Raw genomic sequence first — 25534 nt, 5'->3', positions numbered from 1 at the left:
AAATGGCGATTTTAGAAACGAAAAATCTCAGCTATTTTTATCAAGATGGCGATCAGCGCCGTTTTATTTTAAAAGATACCAGTGTTTCATTTGAACAAGGAAAATTTTACACGATCTTAGGACAATCTGGCTCAGGAAAAACGACCTTTCTTTCTCTGATCAGTGCTTTAGATACGCCAAAAGAAGGACAAGTTCTACTAAATGGGCAAGATATTAAGGCAATTGGCTATGAAAAATACCGTCGTGATGATATTAGTATCATCTTTCAAAGCTATAATTTAGTTCCTTATTTGACTGCTTTAGAAAATGTCTTAGTTGCAATGTCGATTACAGATAATGAGCTGCCAGCGAATCAAAAAGAAGTGGCCTATAACCTCTTGGATTATATTGGTATTACGAGCGAAAAGGCAGACCGACTTGTAAACCAACTCTCTGGTGGTGAACAACAACGTGTTGCAATTGCTAGAGCTTTAGCAACAAATGTCGATATCATTTTAGCGGATGAACCAACAGGAAATTTAGATGAAGGTATGGAACAAGAAATTGTCGACATCTTTCAAAACCTTGCTAAAGTCCATAATAAATGTGTTATTGTTGTGACACATTCCAATGATATTGCTGACCAGTCTGATGAGACTTACTACCTGAAAAAAGGTGTGTTAAAAAAATATGAGTGATTTTCTATCAAATTTCAGCGGGGAAAACTATGAAAAAACCCGTCAGGAAAAAAATAAGCAAAAAGAGCAGTCAGACAAACTGGAACGGAAAAAAATAGCAAGACCAGAAAAAAAAGCAAGCAAGCAAGAGCTGTTAGCGGATAAAGCAGTCCAACCTGAAGCTTCCTTTGGACCCCAAAACAGTCCTGAAAATAAGGGGAACTCTACTGGGGAACAGTACAAGAGCCTAACAAGCGAGCCAGAAGACTTAATCTATACCAAAAAACGCATCAAAAAGAAAAAAAACGAACCGAAAAAAGCAACCACTACTAGTGAACCAGTGACAACAGCAACTGTAAATCAGTCCAAGAATCCTGAAGAAGTGATCGAAACAGATCCCACATATAAAAAGAAAAAAATCCGTAAATTTATTCTTTTTGGCTTAGGTGGTTTAGTCGCTGCCCTATTATTATACTTTGGGTATTACCAATTGACCCATGTCAAAGTACCAGATTTTGAAGGAAAAGAATTATCAGAAGTACGCGTCTGGACTACGGAAAATGGTGTGAAACTCCAAGTTGAACAGAAATATGATTTTGCTAAAGAAGCAAACATCGTTATCCATCAAAATGTGAAAAATAAAAAAATAAAAAAAGGCAAAGAATTAGTTGTTGATGCAAGTCTGGGTGCAGATCCTGAAGAGGCTATTTTGCTTCCTGATTTTAAAGAAATGAAATTAAACGATGCAAAAAGCTGGATCAAGGAACAAAAAGCTGAAAACTTGGCAATCATTGAAGAGTACAGTGACAAAGTTGCAGCTGGTGATTATCTAAAATTTGAGATAACCAATAAAGATGTAAAAGCTGAAAATTATAAACGTAAAGATAAAGCAAAAGTTTATTTCTCCAAAGGCAAAGAAGTCTTTGAAAAAAATATTTCAGTACCTGACTTTGCTGGAAAAGCGAAAGAAGAAGCAACAGAATGGGCGAAGAAAAATGAGATTACGCTGAAAACCGATGAAGCCGATTCCGAAACAGTGGAGAGTGGCAAAGTCATTTCACAAAGTATTGGCAAAGATACTAAAGTTGCGAAAAAAGAATCGATGTCGGTCACTGTCTCAACAGGTAAAGCTATCGTAGTACCTGATTTTTCACAGTTTACTGCCGAAGAAGCAGAATCAAAAGCAAATGGCTTACAAGTACAAGTAAAGCAGTTGTTTAATGATCAAGTTCCTTATGGCCAATTTATTAGTCAATCAGTAGAAATTGGAAAAAAATATACTGAAAAAGAAGAGAAACCTGTGGTCCAAGTAGTCTATTCATTTGGGAAACCATACCTTAAAGATTTACGGGATAGTACGTTAGAAGGCGATCTTCAAAAGATTTTTTATGATGAATATCAATCTAAAGGTGCGAACATCACGTATCAAGTTTATTACGTAGATTCTACTGTGACAAAAGGAACGGTAGTTAAAATGAGTCAATACAATGAATTCATCCCAATCAATTCTGTGGTTCAAATTGGGATCAGTAAAGGGAATTTAAAACCAGAAGAAAATAAACCCTCTGACAAACCAGAGTAGCCATTTATTTCGTTTAAGAGTATGAGATAAAACTGATTTTAGTTTTGTTTTATACTTTCTTTTTTGAAAATGGAGTGTTAAAAAGTGCTTTTTGATTGTGGATTACAGCAAATCAGCAAGAAAAAGATTAAATAATATCGAAATTCTTTCATTTGCATAGGCATTTTTGAAAGATATTGCTATAATAGTCTAGACAGATTTTTGGAATGGAGGGAAAAATATGTTACGTTTTTTTCCACAAAAGAATAAATACATACAAGAAGAAAGTACTTTTACATTTGATAGTAAAGGACCTATACCCAAACACGTGGCAGTTATTATGGATGGAAATGGAAGATGGGCGCAAAATCGTCGTTTACCTCGGATAGCTGGGCATAAAGAAGGGATGAACACTGTCAAAAAAATCACGAAGCATGCTAGTAAGTTAGGGGTCAAGGTTTTAACCCTATACGCATTTTCTACAGAGAACTGGAAACGGCCCTCTGAGGAAGTAAGCTTTTTAATGCAGCTACCAGTTGATTTTTTTGATACATTTGTGCCCGAACTGATCAAAGAAAATGTAAAAGTTCATGTGATGGGCTACAAAGAATTCTTACCAGAACATACTCAAGATGCGGTAGAGCGAGCAATTGACCAAACAAAAAACAATACTGGGATGGTTTTAAACTTCGCTTTAAATTATGGTTCAAGAGCTGAAATCGTTACGGCAGTTAAAGAAATTGCCCAAAAAACAGCGGATAATGAACTTTCTGCTGAAGAAATCACGGAAAATACAATAGCAGATCATTTGATGACTGGTTTTCTGGCTGATGATTTAAGAGATCCTGAATTGTTGATTCGGACTAGCGGAGAAGAAAGAATCAGTAATTTTTTACTTTGGCAAATTGCCTATAGTGAGTTATTTTTCACAGATGCTTTATGGCCTGACTTTAATGATACATTATTAGAATCGGCACTAGCATCGTTTCAAAATCGGAATCGCCGTTTTGGTGGTTTAAAAAAAACTGAGGAGGAAAAAAAATGAGACAACGCGTTATTACAGCGGCCGTAGCATTAGTTGTTTTTATACCGATTATTTGGTACGGCGGTTTCGTGATCGAACTCGCAGCAGCATTATTAGCTGTAGTTGGAGTCTATGAGTTATTTAGAATGAAAGGATTGGAAATCGCTAGTTTTGAAGGCGTTCTTTCTGCTCTAGGGGCAATATTTTTAGTGCTACCTAAAGACCGTTGGTTCTTCTTTTTACCTGAAAAAGCAGATAATTTCATTTTATTTTACCTAACTGTCATGATTTTGCTAGGTGGCTTAGTTGCGTCGAAAAATATGTATACAATCTCCCAAGCAGGATTTCCGGTGATCACTAGCCTATATGTGGGTGTTGGTTTCCAAAACTTTGTGAGTGCTAGACATACTGGTTTTGTTGTCTTGTTGTATGCATTATTTGTTGTTTGGTCGACGGATATTGGTGCATATTTTATTGGTAAACGATTTGGCAAAAGAAAATTGTGGCCAGAAGTTTCGCCCAATAAAACAATTGAAGGTTCACTAGGGGGAATCCTTTGTGCGGTTGTAGTAGCATTCTTATTCTTGACATTGACACCTAATAAAGAGTTATTCACTTATAATTTATCAATCATGTTACTTATCACAGTAGTTTTTTCGGTTGTTGGTCAGTTTGGCGATTTAGTCGAGTCATCAATCAAGCGACACTATGATGTGAAGGATTCTGGAACTATTTTACCAGGGCATGGCGGGATCTTAGATCGATTTGATAGCCTACTTTTTGTTTTTCCAATTATGCATTTATTCGGACTATTTTAATTTCTAAACAAGAAGGGAAGGTGAAAAACTCTGAATGTTCAGGGTTTTTCTTTTTAATATGAAAAATATAGCATTATTAGGAGCAACAGGCTCTATTGGCACAAACACCGTAGATGTTGTTATGGCATACCCTGAACTCTTTAAAATCGTTTCGCTGACGTTTCATTCCAATAGTGAAAAAGGGACAGAATTAATAGAACGCTTGAAACCACGATATGTCGGTGTGGGCTCAGAAAAAATCAAAGCAGAGTTAACGGACCGCTTTCCCGATATCGAGTTTGGTGTAGGAGCAGAAGGTCTTGTAGGAGCTGCCATACATGAGGCAGTGGATGTTGTCTTAACCGCTATAACAGGAAGTGTAGGGTTACTCCCTACGATGGCGGCCATCGAAGTAGGGAAAGATATTGCTTTAGCCAATAAAGAGACCTTGGTCATGGCAGGAAAATGGGTCATGGAAGCAGCAGAAAAAAATAATGTCAACATCTTACCAGTCGATAGTGAACATTCAGCGATTTTCCAATGTTTAGAAGGGCAGAAAGCTGATAACTTGAAGGAGTTAGTGATTACCGCTTCAGGAGGCAGCTTTAGAGACCAGACACGTGATGAGTTGGAAACTGTGACCTTAGAACAAGCCTTAAACCATCCAAATTGGTCGATGGGGAAAAAAATTACAATAGATTCTTCTACAATGATGAATAAAGGGTTAGAAGTTATCGAGGCTCATTGGTTATTTGGTACAGATTATGATAAAATAAAAGTTGTTTTACATAAAGAAAGTATTGTTCATTCAATGATTGCATTAAAAGATGGGGCTTACTTGGCTCAAATGGGACCAAGTGATATGCGAGAACCAATTCAATATGCATTAACTTACCCGGATCGGTTGCCAATCAAAAATGAGTTGGCATTTGATTTAACTCAGATTGGTCAATTGAATTTTGAACCGATGGATTTCAATCGTTTTCCAATGTTGGATCTAGCTTTTACAGTCGGGAAAAAAGGTGGTGCCTATCCAACTGTCTATAATGCGGCAAATGAAATTGCGGCAACTTCATTTATAGATGGAAAGATTTCGTATTTACAAATCGAACAATTCGTTCAACGAGCAGTCGATCATTACCAAGAGACTACCGAAGTCACTTTATCAGAAGTGATCGAAATCGATAAACAAACAAGAACTATCGTAGAAAGATGGATAAAGGAAGAAGGTCGGTTATGAAAACAATCATTACATTTATTATTGTCTTTGGAATTCTTGTTTTAGTACATGAATTTGGACATTTTTTCTTCGCAAAGCGTTCAGGTATTTTAGTGCGAGAATTTGCGATTGGTATGGGTCCAAAGATCTTTGCTCATCAAGGCAAAGACGGAACAGCTTACACGATTCGGATACTGCCAATCGGCGGATATGTTCGCATGGCGGGCATGGGGGAAGATGAAACAGAGTTAGCTCCTGGAATGCCGCTTTCTGTTGAGCTAAATGAGCGGCAAGAAGTTGTAAAAATCAATACAAGTAAAAAAGTCCAGTTGACCAATAGTATTCCGATGGAAATGTTAGCAGCTGATTTGGAAAAAGAGTTGTTCATTAAAGGGTATGTCAATGGTGATGAGTCGGAAGAAATCACCTATAAAGTAAATCATGATGCAACTATTATTGAGCAAGATGGAACCGAAGTTAGGATTGCACCAATCGATGTCCAATTCCAATCAGCAAAATTATGGCAACGAATGTTGACCAATTTTGCTGGACCGATGAATAATTTTATTCTGGCTCTCGTGTTATTTACAGTCTATGTCTTTATGCAAGGTGGCGTGACGTACACAAATACTAACTTAATTGGTGGTATCCAACCAGATAGTCCAGCTGAAAAAGCAAGCTTGAAAGCAGATGATCGTATCGTATCGATCGATGGACAATCTGTCGATGATTGGAACGATTTCACAAAGATCATTCAAGATAGCCCAGATAAAGAACTAAATCTGATGGTCGAATCAGCTGGTAAAACAAGAGAAGTGGATATAACGCCTAAAAGTCAAAAATCTGGTAAGGAAGAAATTGGTGTGATAGGGATCTTGCCACCAAAGAAAACGGGTCTAGCTGATAAGTTACTTGGTGGAGTTCAAACAACATTAAGTAGTTCTATGCAAATATTTACAGCGCTAAAATCATTATTTACTGGATTTAGTTTAGATAAATTGGGTGGTCCAGTAATGATGTTTCAAATGTCTGCAGAAGCTTCAAAAGCAGGTGTCAACACGGTGATTTGGTTAATGGCAATGTTATCAGTCAATCTAGGTATCATCAATTTATTGCCAATACCAGCACTTGATGGCGGTAAAATCGTATTAAATATTTTTGAAGGACTTAGAGGCAAACCTTTAAGTCAAGAAAAAGAAGGTTTACTAACATTGATTGGTTTTGGTTTCATCATGCTATTGATGGTGTTAGTGACTTGGAATGATATTCAACGTTTTTTCTTTTAAATAATTTGATTTTACAACGAAGCACTTGAGGAGTGTCAATTATTCGTTTAAACAAAGGAGAGTTCTAATGAAACAGTCAAAAATGCTAATCCCAACTTTACGTGAGGTGCCTAATGATGCAGAAGTCTTGAGCCACCAAATGTTACTTAGAGCAGGGTATATTCGCCAAGTCTCAGCAGGGATTTATTCTTATTTACCATTAGCAAATCGAGTACTTGAAAAATTAAAAAGAATCATGCGAGAAGAGTTTGATAAGATCGATGCGATCGAAATGTTGATGCCAGCGTTGCTACCTGCAGAGCTATGGAAAGAATCTGGTCGTTACGAAACTTATGGTCCTAATTTATATCGTTTAAAAGACCGTAATGAACGGGACTATATTCTTGGTCCTACACATGAAGAAACGTTTACAGAATTGATCCGAGATGAAGTGAACTCATACAAACGGTTACCGTTAAATCTTTATCAAATTCAGACAAAATACCGTGATGAAAAACGTCCTCGCTTTGGCTTATTGAGGGGTCGAGAATTTATCATGAAAGACGGTTATTCATTTCATGCAGATGAAGAAAGTTTGGACCAATCTTATCGCGATTATGAAAAAGCGTATTCTGCTATATTTGAGCGTTGCGGTTTGAATTTCCGAGCAATCATTGGTGATGGCGGAGCAATGGGTGGAAAAGATTCTAAAGAATTTATGGCGATTTCTGAAATCGGTGAAGATACAATTTGTTTTTCAACAGATGGTGATTATGCTGCCAATCTAGAAATGGCAACGAGTCTATATACTCCGAAAAAATCACATGAAACGCAATTAGACATCGAAAAAATTGCAACACCTGATGTTAGCTCAATTGAACAAGTTGCAGCATTTTTCAACGTGGAACCACAGCGCATTATCAAGTCTGTTTTATTTATGGCCGACGAAGAACCTGTGTTAGTACTAGTTCGTGGTGATCATGAAGTAAACGACGTTAAATTAAAAAACTTCTTGGGTGTTGATTTCCTAGAGGAAGCAACGGATGAAGATGCACGGAAATATTTAGGTGCTGATTTTGGTTCAGTTGGTCCCGTTGAATTATCAGAAGAAGTGAAGCTATTTGCTGATCTTCATGTTCAAGATTTAGCGAATGCGATCACGGGTGCTAATGAAACAGGTTTCCACTTAAGCAATGTTAATCCTGGACGTGATTTTACACCAATCAGCTATGAAGATTTACGATTTGTTCAAGAAGGAGATCCTTCACCAGATGGCAACGGTGCTTTAGAATTTACTAAAGGAATCGAAATCGGTCATATCTTTAAACTAGGTACTCGCTATAGTGAAGCAATGGGTGCAACAGTTTTAGATGAAAATGGTCGAGAAAAACATGTGATCATGGGCTGTTATGGAATCGGTGTAAGCCGTTTACTTTCTGCAATCGTTGAACAAAATATCGATGAGAATGGTATTAATTGGCCAGCTGGCATTTCACCATTTGATCTACATGTTGTTCAAATGAACATAAAAGATGAATATCAAATAAAACTAGCACAAGAAGTTGAAGAAATGATGTCAGCAGCTGGTTATGAAGTATTAGTAGATGATCGAAATGAGCGAGCAGGGGTAAAATTTGCTGATGCTGATTTGATCGGTTGTCCAATCCGCATCACTGTCGGTAAAAAGGCTGTTGATGGTGTCGTAGAAGTCAAAATCAAGCGCACTGGCGAAATGGTTGAAGTTCGGAAAGAAGAGCTTGAAAGTACATTATCTATATTGTTGAATGCAGATAAAGACTAAGACAAATAAGCCTGTGAAACTAATCAATGATTGGTTTCATAGGCTTTATCTATTAGCATGTCTATTACTTTGTGAGTGAGTTAAATTGGTTCGGAGTGTTCTTACTTTACATTGTATTTCCTCGGAAAAAATAGTATACTTAATTGTGGCGAGGCACTTGGCAGAAATGTTTAAGGGCCTCTTTCTTATAAAAATGTCCAGTTTAAAACGGATGATTTTTGACTATATTTGGATTATAGAGGCTGGAGTAGTTTATCTAGCTGCATGGGCTAGTCTCTCGGAAAAAAGATAAAAATTAAATGTGATAAAGAAACATTACATTTAATTTTTCCTATTTTTCAGACAGAGCTGAACGAGCCCGCTACGCTTTTGCTTTGAAACACAGTGAATAAAATGAACTGATGTTGAAAAGTACAAGGTGTAGCAAAGCGGAACGTCGTTACCATGCGTTATCTAGCTGCACGGGATAACTCCTTAGGAAAAAGATAAAAATAGTTTGTGGTAAAAAGCACCACAATCGATTTTTCAGTCGGAGTTGAACGAGCCCGCTACGCTTTTATTATAAGGAGGTTCATTTAATGGCAGAAAAGGCACAAGAGTTATTTGCACAGTTGATTGATCAAATTCAATTAAATGAACAAGAGCGGCAACATCCGCTTATTCAACAGGGAAGAATCGATAAAGTCGTTGTTCATCAGCAAAGTCGTTTATGGGAATTTCATTTAGGCTTTGCTGAGATTTTACCAGTGATGTTGTATAAATCATTTATGCAGCAATTAGAACTTGCTTTTCAACAAATTGCAGGTGTAACTGTAAAAATTTCGACTGATAAAAGTGAATTTACAGAAGAGCAATTGACGGATTATTGGCAACTAGCATTATTGAATAGTCAATGTGATACGCCTTTAGTTCAACGTGTAATCAAAAACCAAACACCGATTATTGAAGATAAAAAAATTATTTTACCTGTCGATAACGATGCTGTGATTCCATATCTAAAACAACAATATCTACCAATTATTGAGGAGCTATATATCAATTACGGCTTTCAAAAATTTCATATCGAACCAAAAATGGATGAACAGCAAGCGAAACGTGTATTAGCGCTATTTGAAGAACGTAAGCAAGAGCAAGATGCTGCATTCCAACAACAAGCAGCTGAATCACTGGTTAAACATGAGCAAAAGAAAAAACAACAGCAACAACAAGGTCCGGCACTTGAAGGCCCCATTCGACTTGGTCGGAACATTCCAAATGACGAACCAATTATGCCGATGGGTAATATTCTAGAAGAAGAACGTCGCGTAACGATCGAAGGGTTTGTCTTTGATGTTGAAGTGCGGGAATTACGTTCTAAACGGAAAATCTTGATATTAAAAATTACGGATTATACATCATCTTTTATTGTAAAAAAATTCTCTAATGGTGAGAAAGATGAACAAGTTTTTGATGCGATCCAAAAACATAGCTGGGTAAGAGTACGCGGAAGTATTCAAGAAGATACATTTATGCGGGACTTAGTTATGAACTGTCAAGATTTAATGGAAGTCAAACATGCACCACGTAAAGATTACGCTCCAGAAGGCGATAAACGGGTTGAACTTCATTTACATAGCAATATGAGCACGATGGATGCAACAAATAATGTTGCTGATTACGTGGCACAAGCGGGTAAATGGGGGCATAAGGCAATTGCAATCACTGATCATGGTGGTGCGCAAGGCTTTCCCGATGCTCATAGTGCAGGAAAAAAAGCGGGTGTAAAAATTTTATATGGAGTTGAAGCCAACGTAGTAGATGACGGTGTGCCAATTGCCTATAACGAAGCTCATATCGAATTGACAGATGCAACTTATGTAGTATTTGACGTTGAAACGACCGGGTTATCAGCTGTTTATGACACGATTATTGAATTGGCCGCTGTGAAAATGCATAAGGGAAATATTATCGATACGTTTGAACAATTTATCGATCCAGGTCATCCTTTATCGCAAACTACGATCAATTTAACAGGAATTACAGATGAAATGGTTCGTGGATCAAAATCAGAAGAAGAAGTTCTGCGTTTATTTAGAGAGTTTTCAGAGGACACTATTTTAGTTGCCCACAATGCGTCTTTTGATATGGGCTTTTTAAATACGAGTTATGGAAAATATGATATTCCGGAAGCTGAAAATCCGGTCATTGATACATTGGAACTATCACGTTATTTAAATCCGACCTTCAAAAGTCATCGATTAAATACTTTGTCGAAGAAATTTGGCGTTAATCTAGAACAACATCACCGAGCTATCTATGATTCTGAATCAACGGGACATTTATGTTGGATCTTTTTGAAAGATGCGAAAGAAAACCATAATATGAACTATCATGATGAATTGAATATGCATATCGGGGAAGGGGATTCTTATAAACGAGCAAGACCGTTTCACGCCACGATTTTAGCAACCACACAAGCAGGGTTAAAAAATCTCTTTAAATTAATTTCCATGTCTAACATCGATTATTTTTTCAGAATTCCAAGAATCCCTCGTTCTCAATTAAGCAAATTACGGGAAGGGCTGATCATTGGTTCAGCTTGTTCAAGTGGTGAAATTTTTGAAGCGATGATGCAAAAAGGGGTAGAAGAAGCAAAGAATCGAGCGAAGTTTTACGATTATATTGAAGTGATGCCCAAAGCCGTTTATGCTCCTTTACTTGAACAAGAATTAGTAAAAAGTGAGGCAGATTTAGAAGAAATCATTGCAAACTTAGTCAAAATTGGTGATGAACTTGATAAGCCTGTTGTGGCGACTGGAAATGTTCATTATCTAAATGAAGAAGATAGTATTTACCGTAAAATATTAGTTGGTTCTATGGGAGGAGCAAATCCGCTCAATCGTCATAGTTTGCCAGATGTTCATTTTAGGACAACAGATGAAATGTTGACTGCCTTCCAATTTTTAGGAGAAGAAACGGCTCATCGCCTTGTTGTCGAAAATCCTAATGCTATTGCTGACATGTGTGATGAAATCACCCCGGTGAAGTACGATTTGTATACACCAAAAATTCCAGGTTCAGAAGATGAAATTCGAAATTTGAGTTACACACGTGCAAAAGAGCTTTACGGGGATCCATTACCTGATATTGTTGAAAAACGTTTAAAAAAAGAACTAGATAGTATCATTGGGAATGGATTTTCAGTTATCTATTTGATTTCACAAAAATTAGTGCATAAAAGTATGGAAGATGGTTACTTAGTTGGTTCACGTGGCTCGGTTGGCTCGAGTTTTGTTGCAACGATGACTGGTATCACGGAGGTCAATCCTTTAGCACCGCACTATCATTGCGTTAATTGTAAACATTCTGAGTTTTTTGAAGATGGTTCGTATGGTTCTGGTTTTGATATGCCAGAGAAAAATTGTCCCAATTGTGGTCAACGACTATTTAAAGACGGTCATGATATTCCATTTGAAACCTTCTTAGGGTTCCATGGAGATAAAGTACCCGATATTGATTTGAATTTTTCAGGGGATTATCAAGCGGAAGCGCACAACTACACAAAAGTTTTATTTGGTGAGGAATATGTGTATCGAGCTGGTACGATTGGTACTGTTGCAGATAAAACCGCCTACGGTTTCGTAAAAGGGTATGAACGTGATCATAATCTTCATTTTAGAGGAGCTGAAGTGGATCGTTTAGCAAAAGGCTCGACTGGTGTGAAGCGGACGACCGGACAGCATCCTGGGGGGATCATCGTTATTCCTGATTATATGGATGTTTATGATTTTACGCCAATTCAATATCCCGCTGATGATCAAAATTCTGAATGGAAAACGACTCACTTTGATTTCCATTCGATCCATGATAATATTTTGAAACTTGATATACTAGGACATGATGATCCCACTGTGATCCGGATGCTGCAGGATCTGTCTGGAATCGATCCAAAAACGATTCCGACAGATGACCCGGAAATGATGCGGATTTTTGCAGGACCAGAAGTTCTAGGTGTAACACCGGAACAAATCTATTCTAAAACAGGTACATTGGGCATTCCCGAGTTTGGAACTCGTTTTGTTCGAGGTATGTTAGAAGAAACACATCCGTCAACGTTTGCAGAATTACTGCAAATATCTGGTCTATCTCATGGTACCGATGTTTGGTTAGGAAACGCTGAAGAACTGATCCGTCAAGGCGAAGCGACCTTGGCTGAAGTTATCGGTTGTCGGGATGATATTATGGTCTACCTGATCCATGCTGGATTAGATAGTGGTATGGCATTTAAGATCATGGAAACCGTACGTAAGGGACTTTGGAACAAAATCCCTGATGAACTAAGGGAAGAGTATTTAACGGCGATGAAAGAGAATAACGTACCAGATTGGTATATTGATTCTTGTTCTAAAATTAAATATATGTTCCCGAAAGCCCATGCGGCAGCTTACGTTTTGATGGCCTTACGTGTTGCTTACTTTAAAGTTTATTTCCCAATCCTTTACTACTGTGCTTATTTTTCAGTACGTGCGGATGATTTTGATTTAGTTGCAATGTCACAAGGAAAAGAAGCGGTCAAAGCGCGTATGAAAGAAATTCAAGATAAAGGCTTAGAAGCGTCTACAAAAGAAAAAAATCTATTAACAGTTTTGGAACTTGCCAATGAAATGATTGAGCGTGGTTTCAAGTTTGGTATGATCGATTTGTATAAATCGGATGCTGAAAATTTTGTGATCGATGGTGATACGTTGATTGCTCCTTTTAGAGCAGTTCCAAGCTTAGGACTTAACGTAGCTAAATCGATTGTGGAAGCAAGAGAAGAACCCTTCTTGTCTAAGGAAGATCTTGCAAGTCGCGGAAAAGTTTCTAAAACGTTGATTGAGTATATGACTGAAAATGGTGTTTTAAAAGATTTACCAGATGAAAATCAATTATCACTGTTTGATATGTTATAAACGAGATGAAAGGGTTTATTCAGGTTTAGAGAGTGAAACAAGACTGATTTTCAGTTTTGTTTCACTCTCTTATTTATGCTATTCGAATTTTACTAAGGTAGTGGTTTTGTATTTTAGGTGGAGAGAGAAACCTAATAAAAGTTATAATAATAACACTAAACCTTTAATTTTCCGTTTTAGTAGCATATAATAGTAAAGGGTTATTTGAAAACACATATTGGTGATTTTCATGGTACAATAGCATGTAATGGATCTATACAGGAGGGAACACTATCATGGTTAAAGAAAAAACAAGATATAAAGCTGTAATTGCCGATCATACGTACACAATTATCGGTCAAGAAAGCAAACAACATATGGATTTAGTCACTAAATTAGTTAATGAACAATTAGCTGAAATTAAACACATATCACCACAAACAAATGACGAACAAGCATCTGTTTTACTTGCGATCAATGCAATTTCTGATCAATTGAAAAAACAAGAAAAAGTGCTTAATTTAGAGCAAGAAGTTGCTGAATTAAAGAAAAGAACCATTCGATTAGCTGAATTGGAAAATCGGATCAAACGCATCGAAGCAATTGAAGAAGAAGCCAGAGGTGTCTTGAAAAAGAATGGACAAGAAGATGTTGAGATCCATAATCATATGGAAGCACAACAAATCTTAAATGAAAATCGTAAACAACAGATTCAAAGCAAAAGTACTCAAGACTAATAATCTGAGAGGATGACAGGATGTTAACATTACTTATTTTACTACTATTAGCCATTGGTTTTTATACAGGCGCTAGGCGCGGACTGATTCTACAAGTTTTATATACATTTGGTTATCTGATTACTTATTTTGTAGCTAAAACGTATTATAAGAGTTTAGCCTCTCATCTGGAATTGTTCATCCCGTATCCTTCGCCGACAGCTGATACTAAATTGGTCTTTTTCAATCAGGAGCTTACGCTTGATTTAGATCAAGCTTTTTATGGAGCAGTGGCATTTTTACTCATTCTAGCAGCTGGTTGGTTAGTGGTCCGATTTTTGGCTATTTTTGCCCATGGCTTAGTTTTCATACCTGTATTAAAACAAGCAAATTGGCTAGCAGGCGGATTAATCAGCTTAGTAGTCATCTATATCGGAATATTTTTAGTATTGAGTACGTTATCGATGTTACCTGTTGATGCCGTCCAAAACCAATTCAAAAATAGTGGCTTGGCAAGTTATATTGTAAAAGATACACCAATATTTTCAAAGCAAATCTATCATTTGTGGGTAGAACAGATGATTAAATAGTTTCAAGTAGTACTTGTAGCAAGTCTTACAAGAACAGAAGGTGAAAAAATGAATACACGAATTTTAACAACACTAGGCTTTGACAAGGTCAAACAGTTGATCTCCCAATACGTCGTTACAGCTCAAGGGGGAGAAGAGATCGAACAGCTTGTCCCTGTAAATGATGCAATGACAATTCAGGCTTGGTTGGAAGAAACGGAAGATGGATTAAAAATCCAACGCTTACGAGGGGGTATCCCAATTCCTAAGCTAGAGAATATTCGTCCTCATATGAAACGTATCGAAATAGGCGCTGATTTGAATGGTATCGAATTGGCTCATGTAGGGCGAGTACTCTCTACCACCTCTGAAGTTATTCGCTTTTTTAACGATTTGCAGGAGAGCGAAATCGAATTACTTCGACTGTATTCTTGGATCGATCAATTGATTGTTTTACCAGAATTAAGTCGCAGATTAAAAGAGTCAATCGATGAAGATGGTCGAGTGACAGATGAAGCGTCACCTGAATTAAAAATCATTCGCAATAATATTCGTAGAAGCGAACAAACAATTCGTGAACAATTAGATGGCATTGTTAGAGGGAAAAATGCTAAATATTTAAGTGATGCAATTGTGACAATGAGAAATGAACGCTATGTAATTCCAGTTAAACAAGAATACAAAAGTATTTTTGGCGGTGTAGTCCATGACCAAAGTGCTTCAGGACAAACATTATTTGTTGAACCAAAACAAATCGTTGATCTGAATAATCGCTTGCGTCAGCATCAAATTGCAGAGCGCAATGAAATTGAACGGATTTTAGCTGAGTTATCAGCAGAGTTAGTTCCTCATCGCAATGATATCATGCACAATGCGTATGTTATCGGCAAATTAGACTTTGTAAACGCAAAAGCTCGTTTTGGTAAGGAATTAAAAGCAGTCGTTCCTGAAATCAGTGCAGAAAATCACATTTATTTTAAACAAGCGAGACATCCTCTTTTAGATCAAGAGAAGGCTGTTCCAAACGACATAACAATTGGTAAAGAGTATCAAGCTGTCGTGATCACAGGACCCAATACGGGTGGTAAGACGATTACATTGAAAACGCTCGGGTTACTTCAATTGATGGGACAATCAGGCTTGCCAATTCCAGCAGGCGAAGAAAGCCGTATGGGGATTTTTGACGAAGTTTTTGCAGATATCGGTGACGAACAATCGATCGAGCAAAGTTTGAGTACTTTTTCTTCGCACATGACAAACATTGTTGAGGTGTTGAAAAAAGTTGATAACCATAGTTTAGTCCTATTTGACGAATTAGGTGCTGGAACGGATCCTCAAGAAGGGGCAGCACTAGCCATTTCCATTTTAGATGCACTGGGTAGCAAAAGTGCTTATGTGATGGCAACAACTCATTACCCTGAGTTAAAAGTTTATGGCTACAATCGAGCAGGCACAATCAATGCTAGTATGGAGTTTGACGTAGACACACTAAGCCCGACTTATCGCCTATTGATTGGTGTTCCAGGACGTAGTAATGCATTTGAAATTTCAAAACGTCTAGGGTTAGATACATCAATCATCGATGAAGCAAAACATATCATGGATGGTGAAAGCCAAGATTTAAATGAAATGATTGCTGATTTGGAAAACCGTCGTAAAATGGCTGAAACTGAGTATTTAGAGGTTCGTCATTACGTGGATGAGGCTGAACGCTTGCATAAAGAATTAAAAGAAGCCTATGGGTACTTTTTCGATGAGCGTGAAAAAGAAATGGCAAAAGCTCGTCAAAAAGCCAATGAATTGGTTTCTCAAGCAGAAGAAGAAGCGAGCGGTATTATCTCAGATATCCGTAAAATGCAGTTGACTAGTGGAAACCAAGGTGGTGTGAAAGAACACCAATTGATCGATGCTAAGTCAAAACTCTCTCAACTGCATCAGGAAGAAACCCATTTAGAAAAAAATAAAGTGCTGAAAAAAGCGAAAGAACAAAAGAAACTTAAATCAGGTGATGAAGTTATCGTTAATACGTTTGGGCAACGAGGCACATTAATTCGTAAGTCTAGCGATAATGAATGGCAAGTGCAATTAGGGATCTTAAAGATGTCTGTTGCAGAAAGCGATATGACCCCAGTTGCACCTGAAAAGGAACCTACACAAAGAGTAACCGCTGTTCGCTCAAATGAAAGTAGTCATGTAGCGAACCAATTGGATCTACGTGGAAAACGCTATGAAGAGGCTCTGGCTGAAGTTGATCAGTATCTTGATGCAGCAATTTTAGCAGGTTACCCTCAAGTCACGATCGTTCACGGCAAAGGAACAGGTGCTTTAAGAACAGGGATTACTGACTATTTAAAAAATCATCGCAGTGTTAGTAGCTTTGAGTTTGCGCCAGGCAATCAAGGTGGCAATGGCGCTACTATCGTAAAGTTTAAATAAGATGCTTACCTTTAGTAAGCAGAAAACTGGTCGAATCAGCGAACCAGTGCTATACTAATTTTAGAAATGATTACCGAGCTTCACGGGTTAACTCTTCAGAAAAAAGATAAAATGGAGTGAGACTAAAATCATCCCAATCAATTTTTACTATTTTCCTGTCAAGGCTAGATGAACCCGCTATGCTTTAAAAATTAGGAGGTCTATAATATGACACAAGTAATTACAGATAAAGATTTTTCAGCAGAAACAGATAACGGTCTTGTTTTGATCGATTTTTGGGCAACTTGGTGTGGTCCTTGTCGGATGCAATCACCGATTTTAGAACAATTAAGTGAAGAATATGATGAAAGTGAAGTAAAAATTGCGAAAATGGATGTAGATGAAAATCCAGCAACACCAGCTTCATTCGGAATCATGAGTATTCCAACTTTACTTTTAAAAAAAGATGGAGAAGTTGTAGAAAAAGCAGTAGGTGTTCATTCAAAAGAACAGTTACGTGCATTGATCGACAAACATCTGTAAAAAAAACTTAGGATGGAGTATTTCTTCATCCTATTTTTTATGCCTAAGTATGGAGAAAATGGTATAATATACTCTATCAATGGATTAGAAAGGAAGTACTATGAACGAAAGAATCAAAAATAAGTTAGCCTTACTTCCTGACCAACCAGGTTGTTACTTGATGAAAGATAAAAACGGTACGATCATTTACGTTGGGAAAGCCAAAGTGTTAAAAAATCGCGTACGCTCTTATTTTACTGGTAGCCATGATACAAAGACAGAACGGCTCGTTAGTGAGATCGAAGATTTTGAATATATTGTAACAGAATCCAATATTGAAGCCCTACTACTGGAAATTAATTTGATTCACAAAAATGATCCTAAATATAATATAATGCTGAAAGATGATAAAAGTTACCCATTTATCAAAATCACCAATGAAGATTATCCACGCTTATTAATTACTAGGAAAGTATCAAAGGATAAAGCATTATATTTTGGTCCGTATCCAGATGTAGGTGCAGCCAATGAAACTAAACGTTTGTTAGATCGACTTTTTCCTTTAAGAAAATGCCGAGTCTTACCAAAGGAAGTTTGTTTGTATTATCATATGGGGCAATGTTTAGCGCCCTGTGTCTTTGATATTCCTAAATCTACGTACACAAAAATGGTTGCGGAAATCAAAAGTTTTTTAAATGGTGGGCACCCTGTAATTCAAGAAGAAATTCAAAGGAAGATGAACGAAGCCGCTGAAAACATGGAATTTGAAAAAGCGGCAGAATATCGTGATCAGATCAAAGCAATCGAGACGGTGATGACACGTCAAAAAATGACCAATGCTGATTTAGTTGATCGAGACGTTTTTGGATTTGCTGTTGATAAAGGTTGGATGTGTGTGCAAGTATTCTTTATTCGCCAAGGAAAATTGATTGAGCGAGATGTCTCTATTTTTCCTTTTTATAATGAAGAAGAAGAGGATTTTCTAACATTCGTTGGACAATTCTATCAAGAAAACGAGCATTTTATTCCAAAAGAAGTCTTGATTCCAGATCATATTGATATTGCTAGTGTTGAAGCCATGCTATCGACTAAGGTCATCCAACCGCAAAGAGGCGAGAAAAAGAAATTAGTCAAATTAGCTGGAAAGAATGCGACAGTTGCTTTGCAAGAAAAATTTGATCTTATTGTGCGTAAACAAGAACGTACAATCGGAGCAGTTGAAAAATTAGGAAATGCCATGAATATTCCAGCACCTATCAGAATCGAAGCGTTTGATAACTCGAATATCATGGGAACTGATCCAGTTTCAGCGATGGTTGTGTTTATCGATGGACGTCCTGATAAAAAAGAATATCGTAAATACAAAATCAAAACAGTCAAAGGTCCAGATGATTATGCATCGATGCGTGAAGTCATCTATCGCCGTTACGCAAGAGTTTTAAAAGAGAATCTGCCGTTCCCTGATTTGATTGTGATCGATGGTGGAAAAGGGCAAGTAGATGCAGCAAAAGAAGTATTGGATAATCAATTAGGCTTAGACATTCCGATAGCGGGGCTTGCAAAAAATGATAAGCACAAAACAAGTGAATTATTATTTGGTCCTAATTTAGAAATTGTTCCTTTAGAAAGAAACTCCCAGGAATTCTTTTTGCTGCAGCGTATCCAAGATGAAGTTCATCGATTTGCGATTACTTTTCATCGACAATTACGTAGTAAAAACAGTTTTGCTTCTCGTTTAGATAATATTGAAGGATTGGGACCGAAGCGAAAAAAAGAACTGTTAAAACAATTTAAGTCATTGAAGAATATTACAGCAGCAACTATTGATGAATTAATTGCCTCTGGTTTACCGAAAAATGTCGCTAAAAATGTGTATGATCATTTGCATCAAGAAAAAATAAATTTAGAAGAAAATAATCCATAACTGATTGAGGATGAGATGAGGATCTAAACCTTTTTACTTCTAAAGGAATTCCTGTTGCTCTCACTATTTAGTTGACTTTCATGTGGCTAGGATATAACTCTGTGAGTTGTAACCTAGTCATTTTATTCTTTAATGGATTGTCAAGTAATATGCCTTGGATTTTAAATCAAGGTTTGACAGTAAGGTCAAGTTTCGGTATTATATCAGTATGTGATATATCATTAGGTGATATAAAGGAGTAAGATATCATGGAAGATACACTGACGGACTCTACTTATCTAATTCTGTTAGCGTTACTGAAACCGCAACATGGTTATGCTATCATGAAAGAAGTGAATGTTTTAACAAATGGGCAGGTAGATATTGGTCCGGCAAGTATGTATACCATATTAAAAAAGCTACAAAAAAATGAGTTTATTACTCTGGAAGATAGTAATGAACGAAAAAAAACGTATTTGATTACAGAGAAAGGATACGATATCTTGCAGAAGGATATTGAGCGCCGTAAACTTCTTTATCGAGCTGGAAATCGTCTGTTAGCTGAAAAAAGGGAGATATGAATGGAGATATTTAGGGGGAAGAAATATATTTTTTCTAGAGGAATTGCCTTTTATCCTGAGAAGGAAATGCAGCTACTAAAGAAACAAGGAGAAAAGGGTTGGCATTTTAGAAAAATGAATCAAGTTGGGTTATTGGTTTTTGAAAAAGGAAAGTCAGAAGAAAAGGAATATTCAGTAGATTTTTTTGACGGTTCATCAGAAGAATTATCTGAATATTTAGTAATCTACAAACAAGCTGGTTGGGAAAACATAGCAAATTATAAAAAGAGATATTTCTATTTTAAAGCGGATTGTGGTACGGCAACTATTTATTCAGATGCTGAAAGCTATTGGATTCGCATGAAAAAAGAATGGAACTGGTTGCTGATTCGTTCGTTGGCTTACCTACCTATTGGGATAGTTTTGCTAATCATGCTATTTTTTACTAAAACATCTAAAACTATTTTTTTTGCTAACCTGTGGATTCGAACGATACTGATTTTTTTTGGAATGTTATTTACCGTATTACCACTAGGTGTTGCGATCAGCGTTATTTTTTCATTGGTTATTTATAGAGATCGGACAAAATACTACAATCAGCCAGAACGATTTGCTAGAAAGCAAAAAGTTTTGAGGGATTCTATAATACTGGCAATGATTGGTTTTATTGTAGGTATGTTAGTCAGTATCTTACTAAGGAATTCTTTTTAAAAACCGCAAATACGTGGTAAAATCTGTTCAGCATCAACTAAAAACAGGACCATTAAATCGGGTAAGATACTTTTTAAATAAGAACTGAATATAGGAGGATGGGAAATGTTAGAAGTAAAGAATTTGGTTAAAACATTTGGTGATTATACAGCTGTAGACAATATGTCTTTTGAAATCCCAGATGGAAAAATACTTGGGCTGATTGGTCAAAATGGTGCAGGGAAAACAACAACATTCCGTTTGATTCTAGATTTTTTAACCCAAGACAGCGGGGTTGTACTTTGGAACGGTCATCAATTAAGTGGTAAAGATTACAATGATATTGGCTATTTACCAGAAGAACGTGGCTTGTATCCTAAGGTCTCCATTCAAGAACAACTGATTTATTTTGCAGAATTGAGAGGGAAATCGAAAAAAGAAATTGAACCAAAAATCGACGAATGGATGGAAAAATTCAAAGTTAAAGGCAAAAAAACAGATAAAGTAAAATCACTTTCTAAAGGGAACCAACAAAAAGTTCAACTGATCGCAACGTTGATCCATGAACCTAAATTAGTTATTTTGGATGAACCTTTTAGCGGATTAGATCCAGTTAATGCTGAGCTTTTAAAAGATGGCATTCTGGCATTAAAAGAAAAAGGCTCTTGTGTCATTTTCTCCAGCCATAATATGGATAATGTTGAAAAAATCTGTGATCATCTTGTGATGCTACGTAGTGGCGAGATGGTACTCAATGGCAAAGTTCATGATATTCGTGAAAGCTTTGGTCGTACAAAAGTGTTCTTGGAATCGCCTTTGACTCCAGAAGACGTATTAGCTATCGATGGTGTAAAAACAGCTGTCAAACGTGGTGATGGTGTGGTTGAAGTAACGTTAGCTGATCCAAAAGCCGGGGAAGAAATTTTTGCACGGGCCACACAATTCGGTTATATTCCCATGTTTAATCAGCAGCCACCAACCTTAGAAGAAATCTTTAAGATGAAAGCAGGTGAACCAAATGAGTAAATTCTGGATCATAGCAAGTGATGTTTATAAAAAGAATGTAAAATCTGTTTCTTTTGTTATTATGATATTGGTACCATTTATTGTGATGGGGATAATTTATGCTGCGGGTTCACTAGCAGGCGGTTTTTCAGAAGAGACGAAAGTTGGGCTTGTGTCCGATAATCAAGAATTAGCAACCCAATTAGCTAAATCGAAAACAGATGATTATACGTTTAAAGTGGTTTCCTCACAAGATGAGGCAGAAAAACAGTTAAAGGATAAAGATCTTGAAGCATTTCTAGTTTTAGATACGAAAAATGATCAAGTTCAAGGAAAATTGTATGCTGAATCTTCTTTAGGCACAACGACCGAACTAATGATGAGCCAAATGCTCAACGGACTGCAATCTTCACTAAAAGCAAGTAAATTAAATTTAACAGCTGACCAGTTAGCCAGTTTAAGTCAACCAGCTAATTTTGAAAAAACAAAAGTCAGTTTTGATGATAATGGTAAAATGACGACAGGACAAGATAATACTGGGATTCAGTCAGCGATGTCATTTGTCATTACGATTATTCTTTGGGTGATTATCATCACGTATGCATCCATTATCGCTCAAGAGATTGCCTCTGAAAAAGGCACTCGGATCATGGAAGTTATTTTATCAAGTACAAAAGCTCAAACTCATTTCTATGGGAAGTTAACAGGTGTCATTTTGGTTGCGCTGACTCAAATCGTGATTTATGCTGCAGCAATTGGTATTGGTTATTCACAGTTGAAAAACTTAGATATGGTGAAGAGCTTGTTGGAAGGACTTTCAACGACCAATATTTTTGGTAGTTTCTTATACTTCACATTAGCATTCTTTGTTTTAGGAGTCTTAGTTTATTCTGTTTTAGCAGCACTTTGTGGTTCGTTAGTATCAAAACCAGAAGATACTGCCAAAGCGGTTCAACCCATTATTTATATCGCAATGATTGGGTATTTTATTGGGATTTCGTTAGGTACAACGGATCCGCAAAATATTGTCATTAAAGTCTCTTCTTACATCCCATTGATTTCATCGTTTATTATGCCGATTCGTTTAGCCAGCGAAACAGTAACAAATACAGGGGCAATGATTTCTGTTTTGATTCTAGTTGTTTTCGGAGTATTATTGACGATGTTTTCAGCGAAATTGTATAAATCAAATGTCTTGGTTTATAGTGAAGGTGGCGTCTTGAAATCATTGAAACAATCAATTTCGATCTTAAAAAATGAACGTAAAAAAGTAACGAAATAGCCAAAAAAGAGCACTGAGGAAAAAATCTCAGTGCTCTTTTTCTTGTTTTCGCAAGGGAACAGTTTGTCTTTCAATAAGCTGGACACTGATTTCTTGTTCGGGGATCGTCGCTTTATTGAGTTGATTATGAAGATAGATAAACGAATTTTCCGCTTGACGCTTGATTGAATAATCCACAGTTGTTATATGCATTAAACGACTAATTTCACTGTTATCGAATCCGATTACAGCAACATCTTCTGGAACAGAATAGCCTAATAATTGAAGTTCGGATATGAATTCTGCGGCAACTGAATCTGTATAAAAAGCCATTGCATCTGTTTTACTGGTCATTTTATGCCAAAGTTGTGCAATCGTCCGTCCATTGTTGATTCTGGATTTATCTTGGAAAATCCACTCATCGTTGATTGGAATCTGTTTAGCTCGATGAAAATCATCAATAGCTTTTAAACGGGCCTTAGTATTCAAATTTTCAAAATTCCCTAAAACATGACCAATCGAACGGTATCCACGTTGATAAAGGTAATCCAATGAGCGATAATAACCAGAATAGTGGTCAATGTAAGAAGAATAGATACGCTCAGAGTCAATACGATGCCAAGTAGAAATTGGACCATAGATGCTATATGGCTCGATTAGGTCCCATTTATTGGCTCGGGTTAAAATAAAAACACCATCGATTTGTTTGTATTTCATTTGGTTCAAGGCATCGATTTCCTTCTTTTTATCTCCGTCAGTAAAGTATAATGTAACATAATAGTTGTATTTTTTGGCAATAGAAATAAAACTTTGAAGAAAAATACCTAAAGGATCGAAAAAGCCTTGAGCGAGAAAACCAATCGTCTTGGTCTCGCCGCTTTGAAGGTTTCGTGCAATCAGATTAGGAGAATACGATAACGCTTCCATTGCTTCCAACACTTTTTTTCGACTTTCTTGACTAACATAACCATTTCCAGAAATAACTCTAGAGACAGTTGATTTTGATACGTTCGCTTGTTTTGCTACATCAATAATAGTTGTCATAAATACTCCTCACTACCGAGTTTATTTCATTTAGCTGAATCTTACTTTCTATACAGGGTTGAGACCTTTTTACTTTATCAGTATAACATAAAAAAATTAAAAAAAGAGCTTGACATGGGAACATTCCCACATATTATGATAAGAATGTAAACGATATCAGAACATATTCTGAACAAGAAATCAGGAGGGAAACACATGACAAGAGATGCATTGAAAATCGCAACAATTGGTGGCGGATCAAGTTATACACCAGAATTAATCGAAGGATATATCAAAAGAAAAGATGAGTTGCCAATCAAAGAGATTTGGTTAGTAGATATTGAAGCAGGAAAAGAAAAATTAGAAACAGTTGGTGCTATGGCTAAGCGTATGGTCAAAGCAGCTGGATTAGATTGGGAAGTTCATTTAACATTAGATCGTCGTGCGGCTTTGAAAGATGCTGACTTCGTTTCCACACAATTCCGTGTAGGATTACTTGATGCGCGAATCAAAGACGAACGTATTCCATTGTCACATGGGGTGTTAGGCCAAGAAACAAATGGAGCAGGCGGTATGTTTAAAGCGTTCCGTACGATTCCTGTGATCCTTGGTATCATCGAAGATATGAAAGAGCTATGTCCAGATGCTTGGTTAGTCAACTTTACCAATCCTGCCGGAATGGTTACAGAAGCTGCTATCAAACATGGCGGTTGGAAAAAAACAGCAGGATTATGTAATGTGCCGATAGGTCATAGAAAACAAGCAGCTGAAAAGCTAGGCATTCCAGAAGATGATTTATTCTTCAAATTTGCTGGGATCAACCACTTCCATTGGCACCGTGTATGGGATAAACAAGGCAATGAACGCACACAAGAATTGATCGATTTGATTTATGGACCACAAGAAGATTCTGAAAGTCACTTAAAAAATATTCATAATGCACCATTCCACTACGAACAAATCAAAGATTTAGGTATGTTGCCTTGTGGTTATCATCGTTATTACTATATTGAAGATGAAATGCTAAAACATTCGATTGAAGAATTCGAAAAAGGGGAAACTAGAGCACAAGTTGTAAAAGAAACGGAAGCTCGTTTGTTTGAATTATATAAAGATCCTAATTTAGATTACAAACCAAAAGAGCTAGAGCAACGTGGAGGCACGCATTATAGTGATGCTGCTTGTGAATTGATTGCATCCATCCATAACGATAAACGTACGGATATGGTTGTTTCAACTGAAAATAATGGAACGATCACTGATTTACCATATGACTGTGTTGTTGAAGTTTCAGGTCCAGTAACAGCACACGGCCATGAACCTTATAACTGGGGTGCCTTTCCACCGGCAGCACGTGGGATCATCCAAGTAATGAAAGGCATGGAAGAAACAGTGATTCGTGCAGCGATTGAAGGGAATTATGGCGCAGCATTACACGCATTTACGATCAATCCTTTAGTGCCTGGTGGTTCAATGGCTAAAACATTATTAGATGAGTTATTGATTGCTCATAAAGATCATCTACCAAACTTTGCTGAAGCAATTGCTAAAATTGAAAGTGAACAACCAGAGACAGTTGCTTACGTGACAGAATTGATGAAAAGTAATTAATTAATAAAATTGACACTTAACTATAA

General features: G+C 36.8%; 19 protein-coding genes. 18 read left to right on the top strand and 1 reads right to left on the bottom strand.

All coding sequences use genetic code 11. From position 1 onward, the window contains the following. Positions 1–2: 2 nt before the first annotated feature. The 17 genes from A5866_RS03430 (at position 3) to A5866_RS03350 (ending at position 22895) form a co-directional block, all read left to right on the top strand. Complete coding sequence (locus A5866_RS03430) at positions 3–677, top strand: ABC transporter ATP-binding protein (protein ID WP_086444375.1); 675 nt, start codon at positions 3–5, stop codon at positions 675–677. Continuing rightward, entirely contained in the window at positions 670–2238 is a 1569-nt protein-coding gene (locus tag A5866_RS03425; RefSeq protein WP_086444376.1) for a PASTA domain-containing protein, read from the top strand. Before A5866_RS03430 ends, A5866_RS03425 begins: the two co-directional genes overlap by 8 nt. A gap of 220 nt (positions 2239–2458) precedes the next feature. Further along, positions 2459–3262, top strand: a complete 804-nt coding sequence (locus tag A5866_RS03420) for an isoprenyl transferase (RefSeq protein ID WP_086444377.1) — start codon at positions 2459–2461, stop codon at positions 3260–3262. Then, positions 3259–4059, top strand: coding sequence for a phosphatidate cytidylyltransferase (locus A5866_RS03415; RefSeq protein WP_086444378.1), 801 nt, complete (start codon positions 3259–3261; stop codon positions 4057–4059). The genes A5866_RS03420 and A5866_RS03415 overlap by 4 nt, the downstream gene beginning before the upstream one ends. Before the next feature lie 58 nt (positions 4060–4117). Next, positions 4118–5278 carry a 1-deoxy-D-xylulose-5-phosphate reductoisomerase gene (locus tag A5866_RS03410; protein WP_086445522.1) on the top strand — a complete coding sequence of 387 codons (1161 nt, stop codon included), beginning with the start codon at positions 4118–4120 and terminating at the stop codon, positions 5276–5278. Beyond that, positions 5275–6543, top strand: coding sequence for an RIP metalloprotease RseP (gene rseP / locus A5866_RS03405; protein WP_086444379.1), 1269 nt, complete (start codon positions 5275–5277; stop codon positions 6541–6543). The genes A5866_RS03410 and rseP overlap by 4 nt, the downstream gene beginning before the upstream one ends. Positions 6544–6610: 67 nt before the next feature. Further along, complete coding sequence (locus A5866_RS03400; RefSeq protein WP_086444380.1) at positions 6611–8323, top strand: proline--tRNA ligase; 1713 nt, start codon at positions 6611–6613, stop codon at positions 8321–8323. Between the two features lie 578 nt (positions 8324–8901). Continuing rightward, positions 8902–13254: a PolC-type DNA polymerase III gene (locus tag A5866_RS03395; protein WP_086444381.1), complete on the top strand. Its 4353-nt coding sequence runs from the start codon at positions 8902–8904 to the stop codon at positions 13252–13254. A gap of 275 nt (positions 13255–13529) precedes the next feature. Continuing rightward, positions 13530–13970 carry a cell division protein ZapA gene (gene zapA / locus A5866_RS03390; protein ID WP_176271431.1) on the top strand — a complete coding sequence of 147 codons (441 nt, stop codon included), beginning with the start codon at positions 13530–13532 and terminating at the stop codon, positions 13968–13970. A 20-nt stretch (positions 13971–13990) separates the two neighbouring features. After that, positions 13991–14539: a CvpA family protein gene (locus tag A5866_RS03385; RefSeq protein WP_086279327.1), complete on the top strand. Its 549-nt coding sequence runs from the start codon at positions 13991–13993 to the stop codon at positions 14537–14539. A gap of 48 nt (positions 14540–14587) precedes the next feature. Beyond that, entirely contained in the window at positions 14588–16954 is a 2367-nt protein-coding gene (locus A5866_RS03380; protein ID WP_086444382.1) for an endonuclease MutS2, read from the top strand. A 207-nt stretch (positions 16955–17161) separates the two neighbouring features. Continuing rightward, on the top strand, positions 17162–17476 hold the full coding sequence (trxA, locus tag A5866_RS03375; protein ID WP_086279329.1) for a thioredoxin: 315 nt from the start codon (positions 17162–17164) through the stop codon (positions 17474–17476). 100 nt (positions 17477–17576) lie between these two features. After that, the gene (gene uvrC, locus A5866_RS03370) at positions 17577–19379 is read left to right on the top strand and encodes an excinuclease ABC subunit UvrC (protein WP_086444383.1); all 1803 of its coding nucleotides are present in this window, start codon (positions 17577–17579) and stop codon (positions 19377–19379) included. Positions 19380–19627: 248 nt separating this feature from the next. Continuing rightward, positions 19628–19939 (top strand): PadR family transcriptional regulator, encoded by a 312-nt coding sequence (locus tag A5866_RS03365; RefSeq protein WP_086444384.1) that lies wholly within the window; start codon positions 19628–19630, stop codon positions 19937–19939. Beyond that, positions 19940–20629, top strand: a complete 690-nt coding sequence (locus tag A5866_RS03360; RefSeq protein ID WP_086444385.1) for a DUF2812 domain-containing protein — start codon at positions 19940–19942, stop codon at positions 20627–20629. It abuts the gene before it with no gap. A 105-nt stretch (positions 20630–20734) separates the two neighbouring features. Beyond that, a complete protein-coding gene (locus A5866_RS03355) occupies positions 20735–21634 on the top strand; it encodes an ABC transporter ATP-binding protein (RefSeq protein ID WP_086279333.1) in 900 nt (299 codons plus the stop codon). After that, on the top strand, positions 21627–22895 hold the full coding sequence (locus A5866_RS03350; protein WP_086279334.1) for an ABC transporter permease: 1269 nt from the start codon (positions 21627–21629) through the stop codon (positions 22893–22895). Before A5866_RS03355 ends, A5866_RS03350 begins: the two co-directional genes overlap by 8 nt. A gap of 27 nt (positions 22896–22922) precedes the next feature. Here the strand turns inward: A5866_RS03350 and A5866_RS03345 are convergent, their stop codons facing one another. After that, positions 22923–23918 (bottom strand): LacI family DNA-binding transcriptional regulator, encoded by a 996-nt coding sequence (locus A5866_RS03345; protein WP_086279335.1) that lies wholly within the window; start codon positions 23916–23918, stop codon positions 22923–22925. A 195-nt stretch (positions 23919–24113) separates the two neighbouring features. Between A5866_RS03345 and A5866_RS03340 the strand changes: the two genes are divergently transcribed. After that, positions 24114–25508: a 6-phospho-beta-glucosidase gene (locus A5866_RS03340; protein ID WP_086444386.1), complete on the top strand. Its 1395-nt coding sequence runs from the start codon at positions 24114–24116 to the stop codon at positions 25506–25508. The last annotated feature ends 26 nt before the right edge of the window (positions 25509–25534 follow it).

This window comes from Enterococcus sp. 12C11_DIV0727 (assembly GCF_002148425.2).
In the GTDB taxonomy this organism is placed as follows: Bacteria; Bacillota; Bacilli; order Lactobacillales; family Enterococcaceae; genus Enterococcus_L; species Enterococcus_L lemimoniae.
The sequence above is the reverse complement of the archived record's forward strand: the minus strand, read 5'-3'. Positions and strand labels throughout refer to the sequence as shown.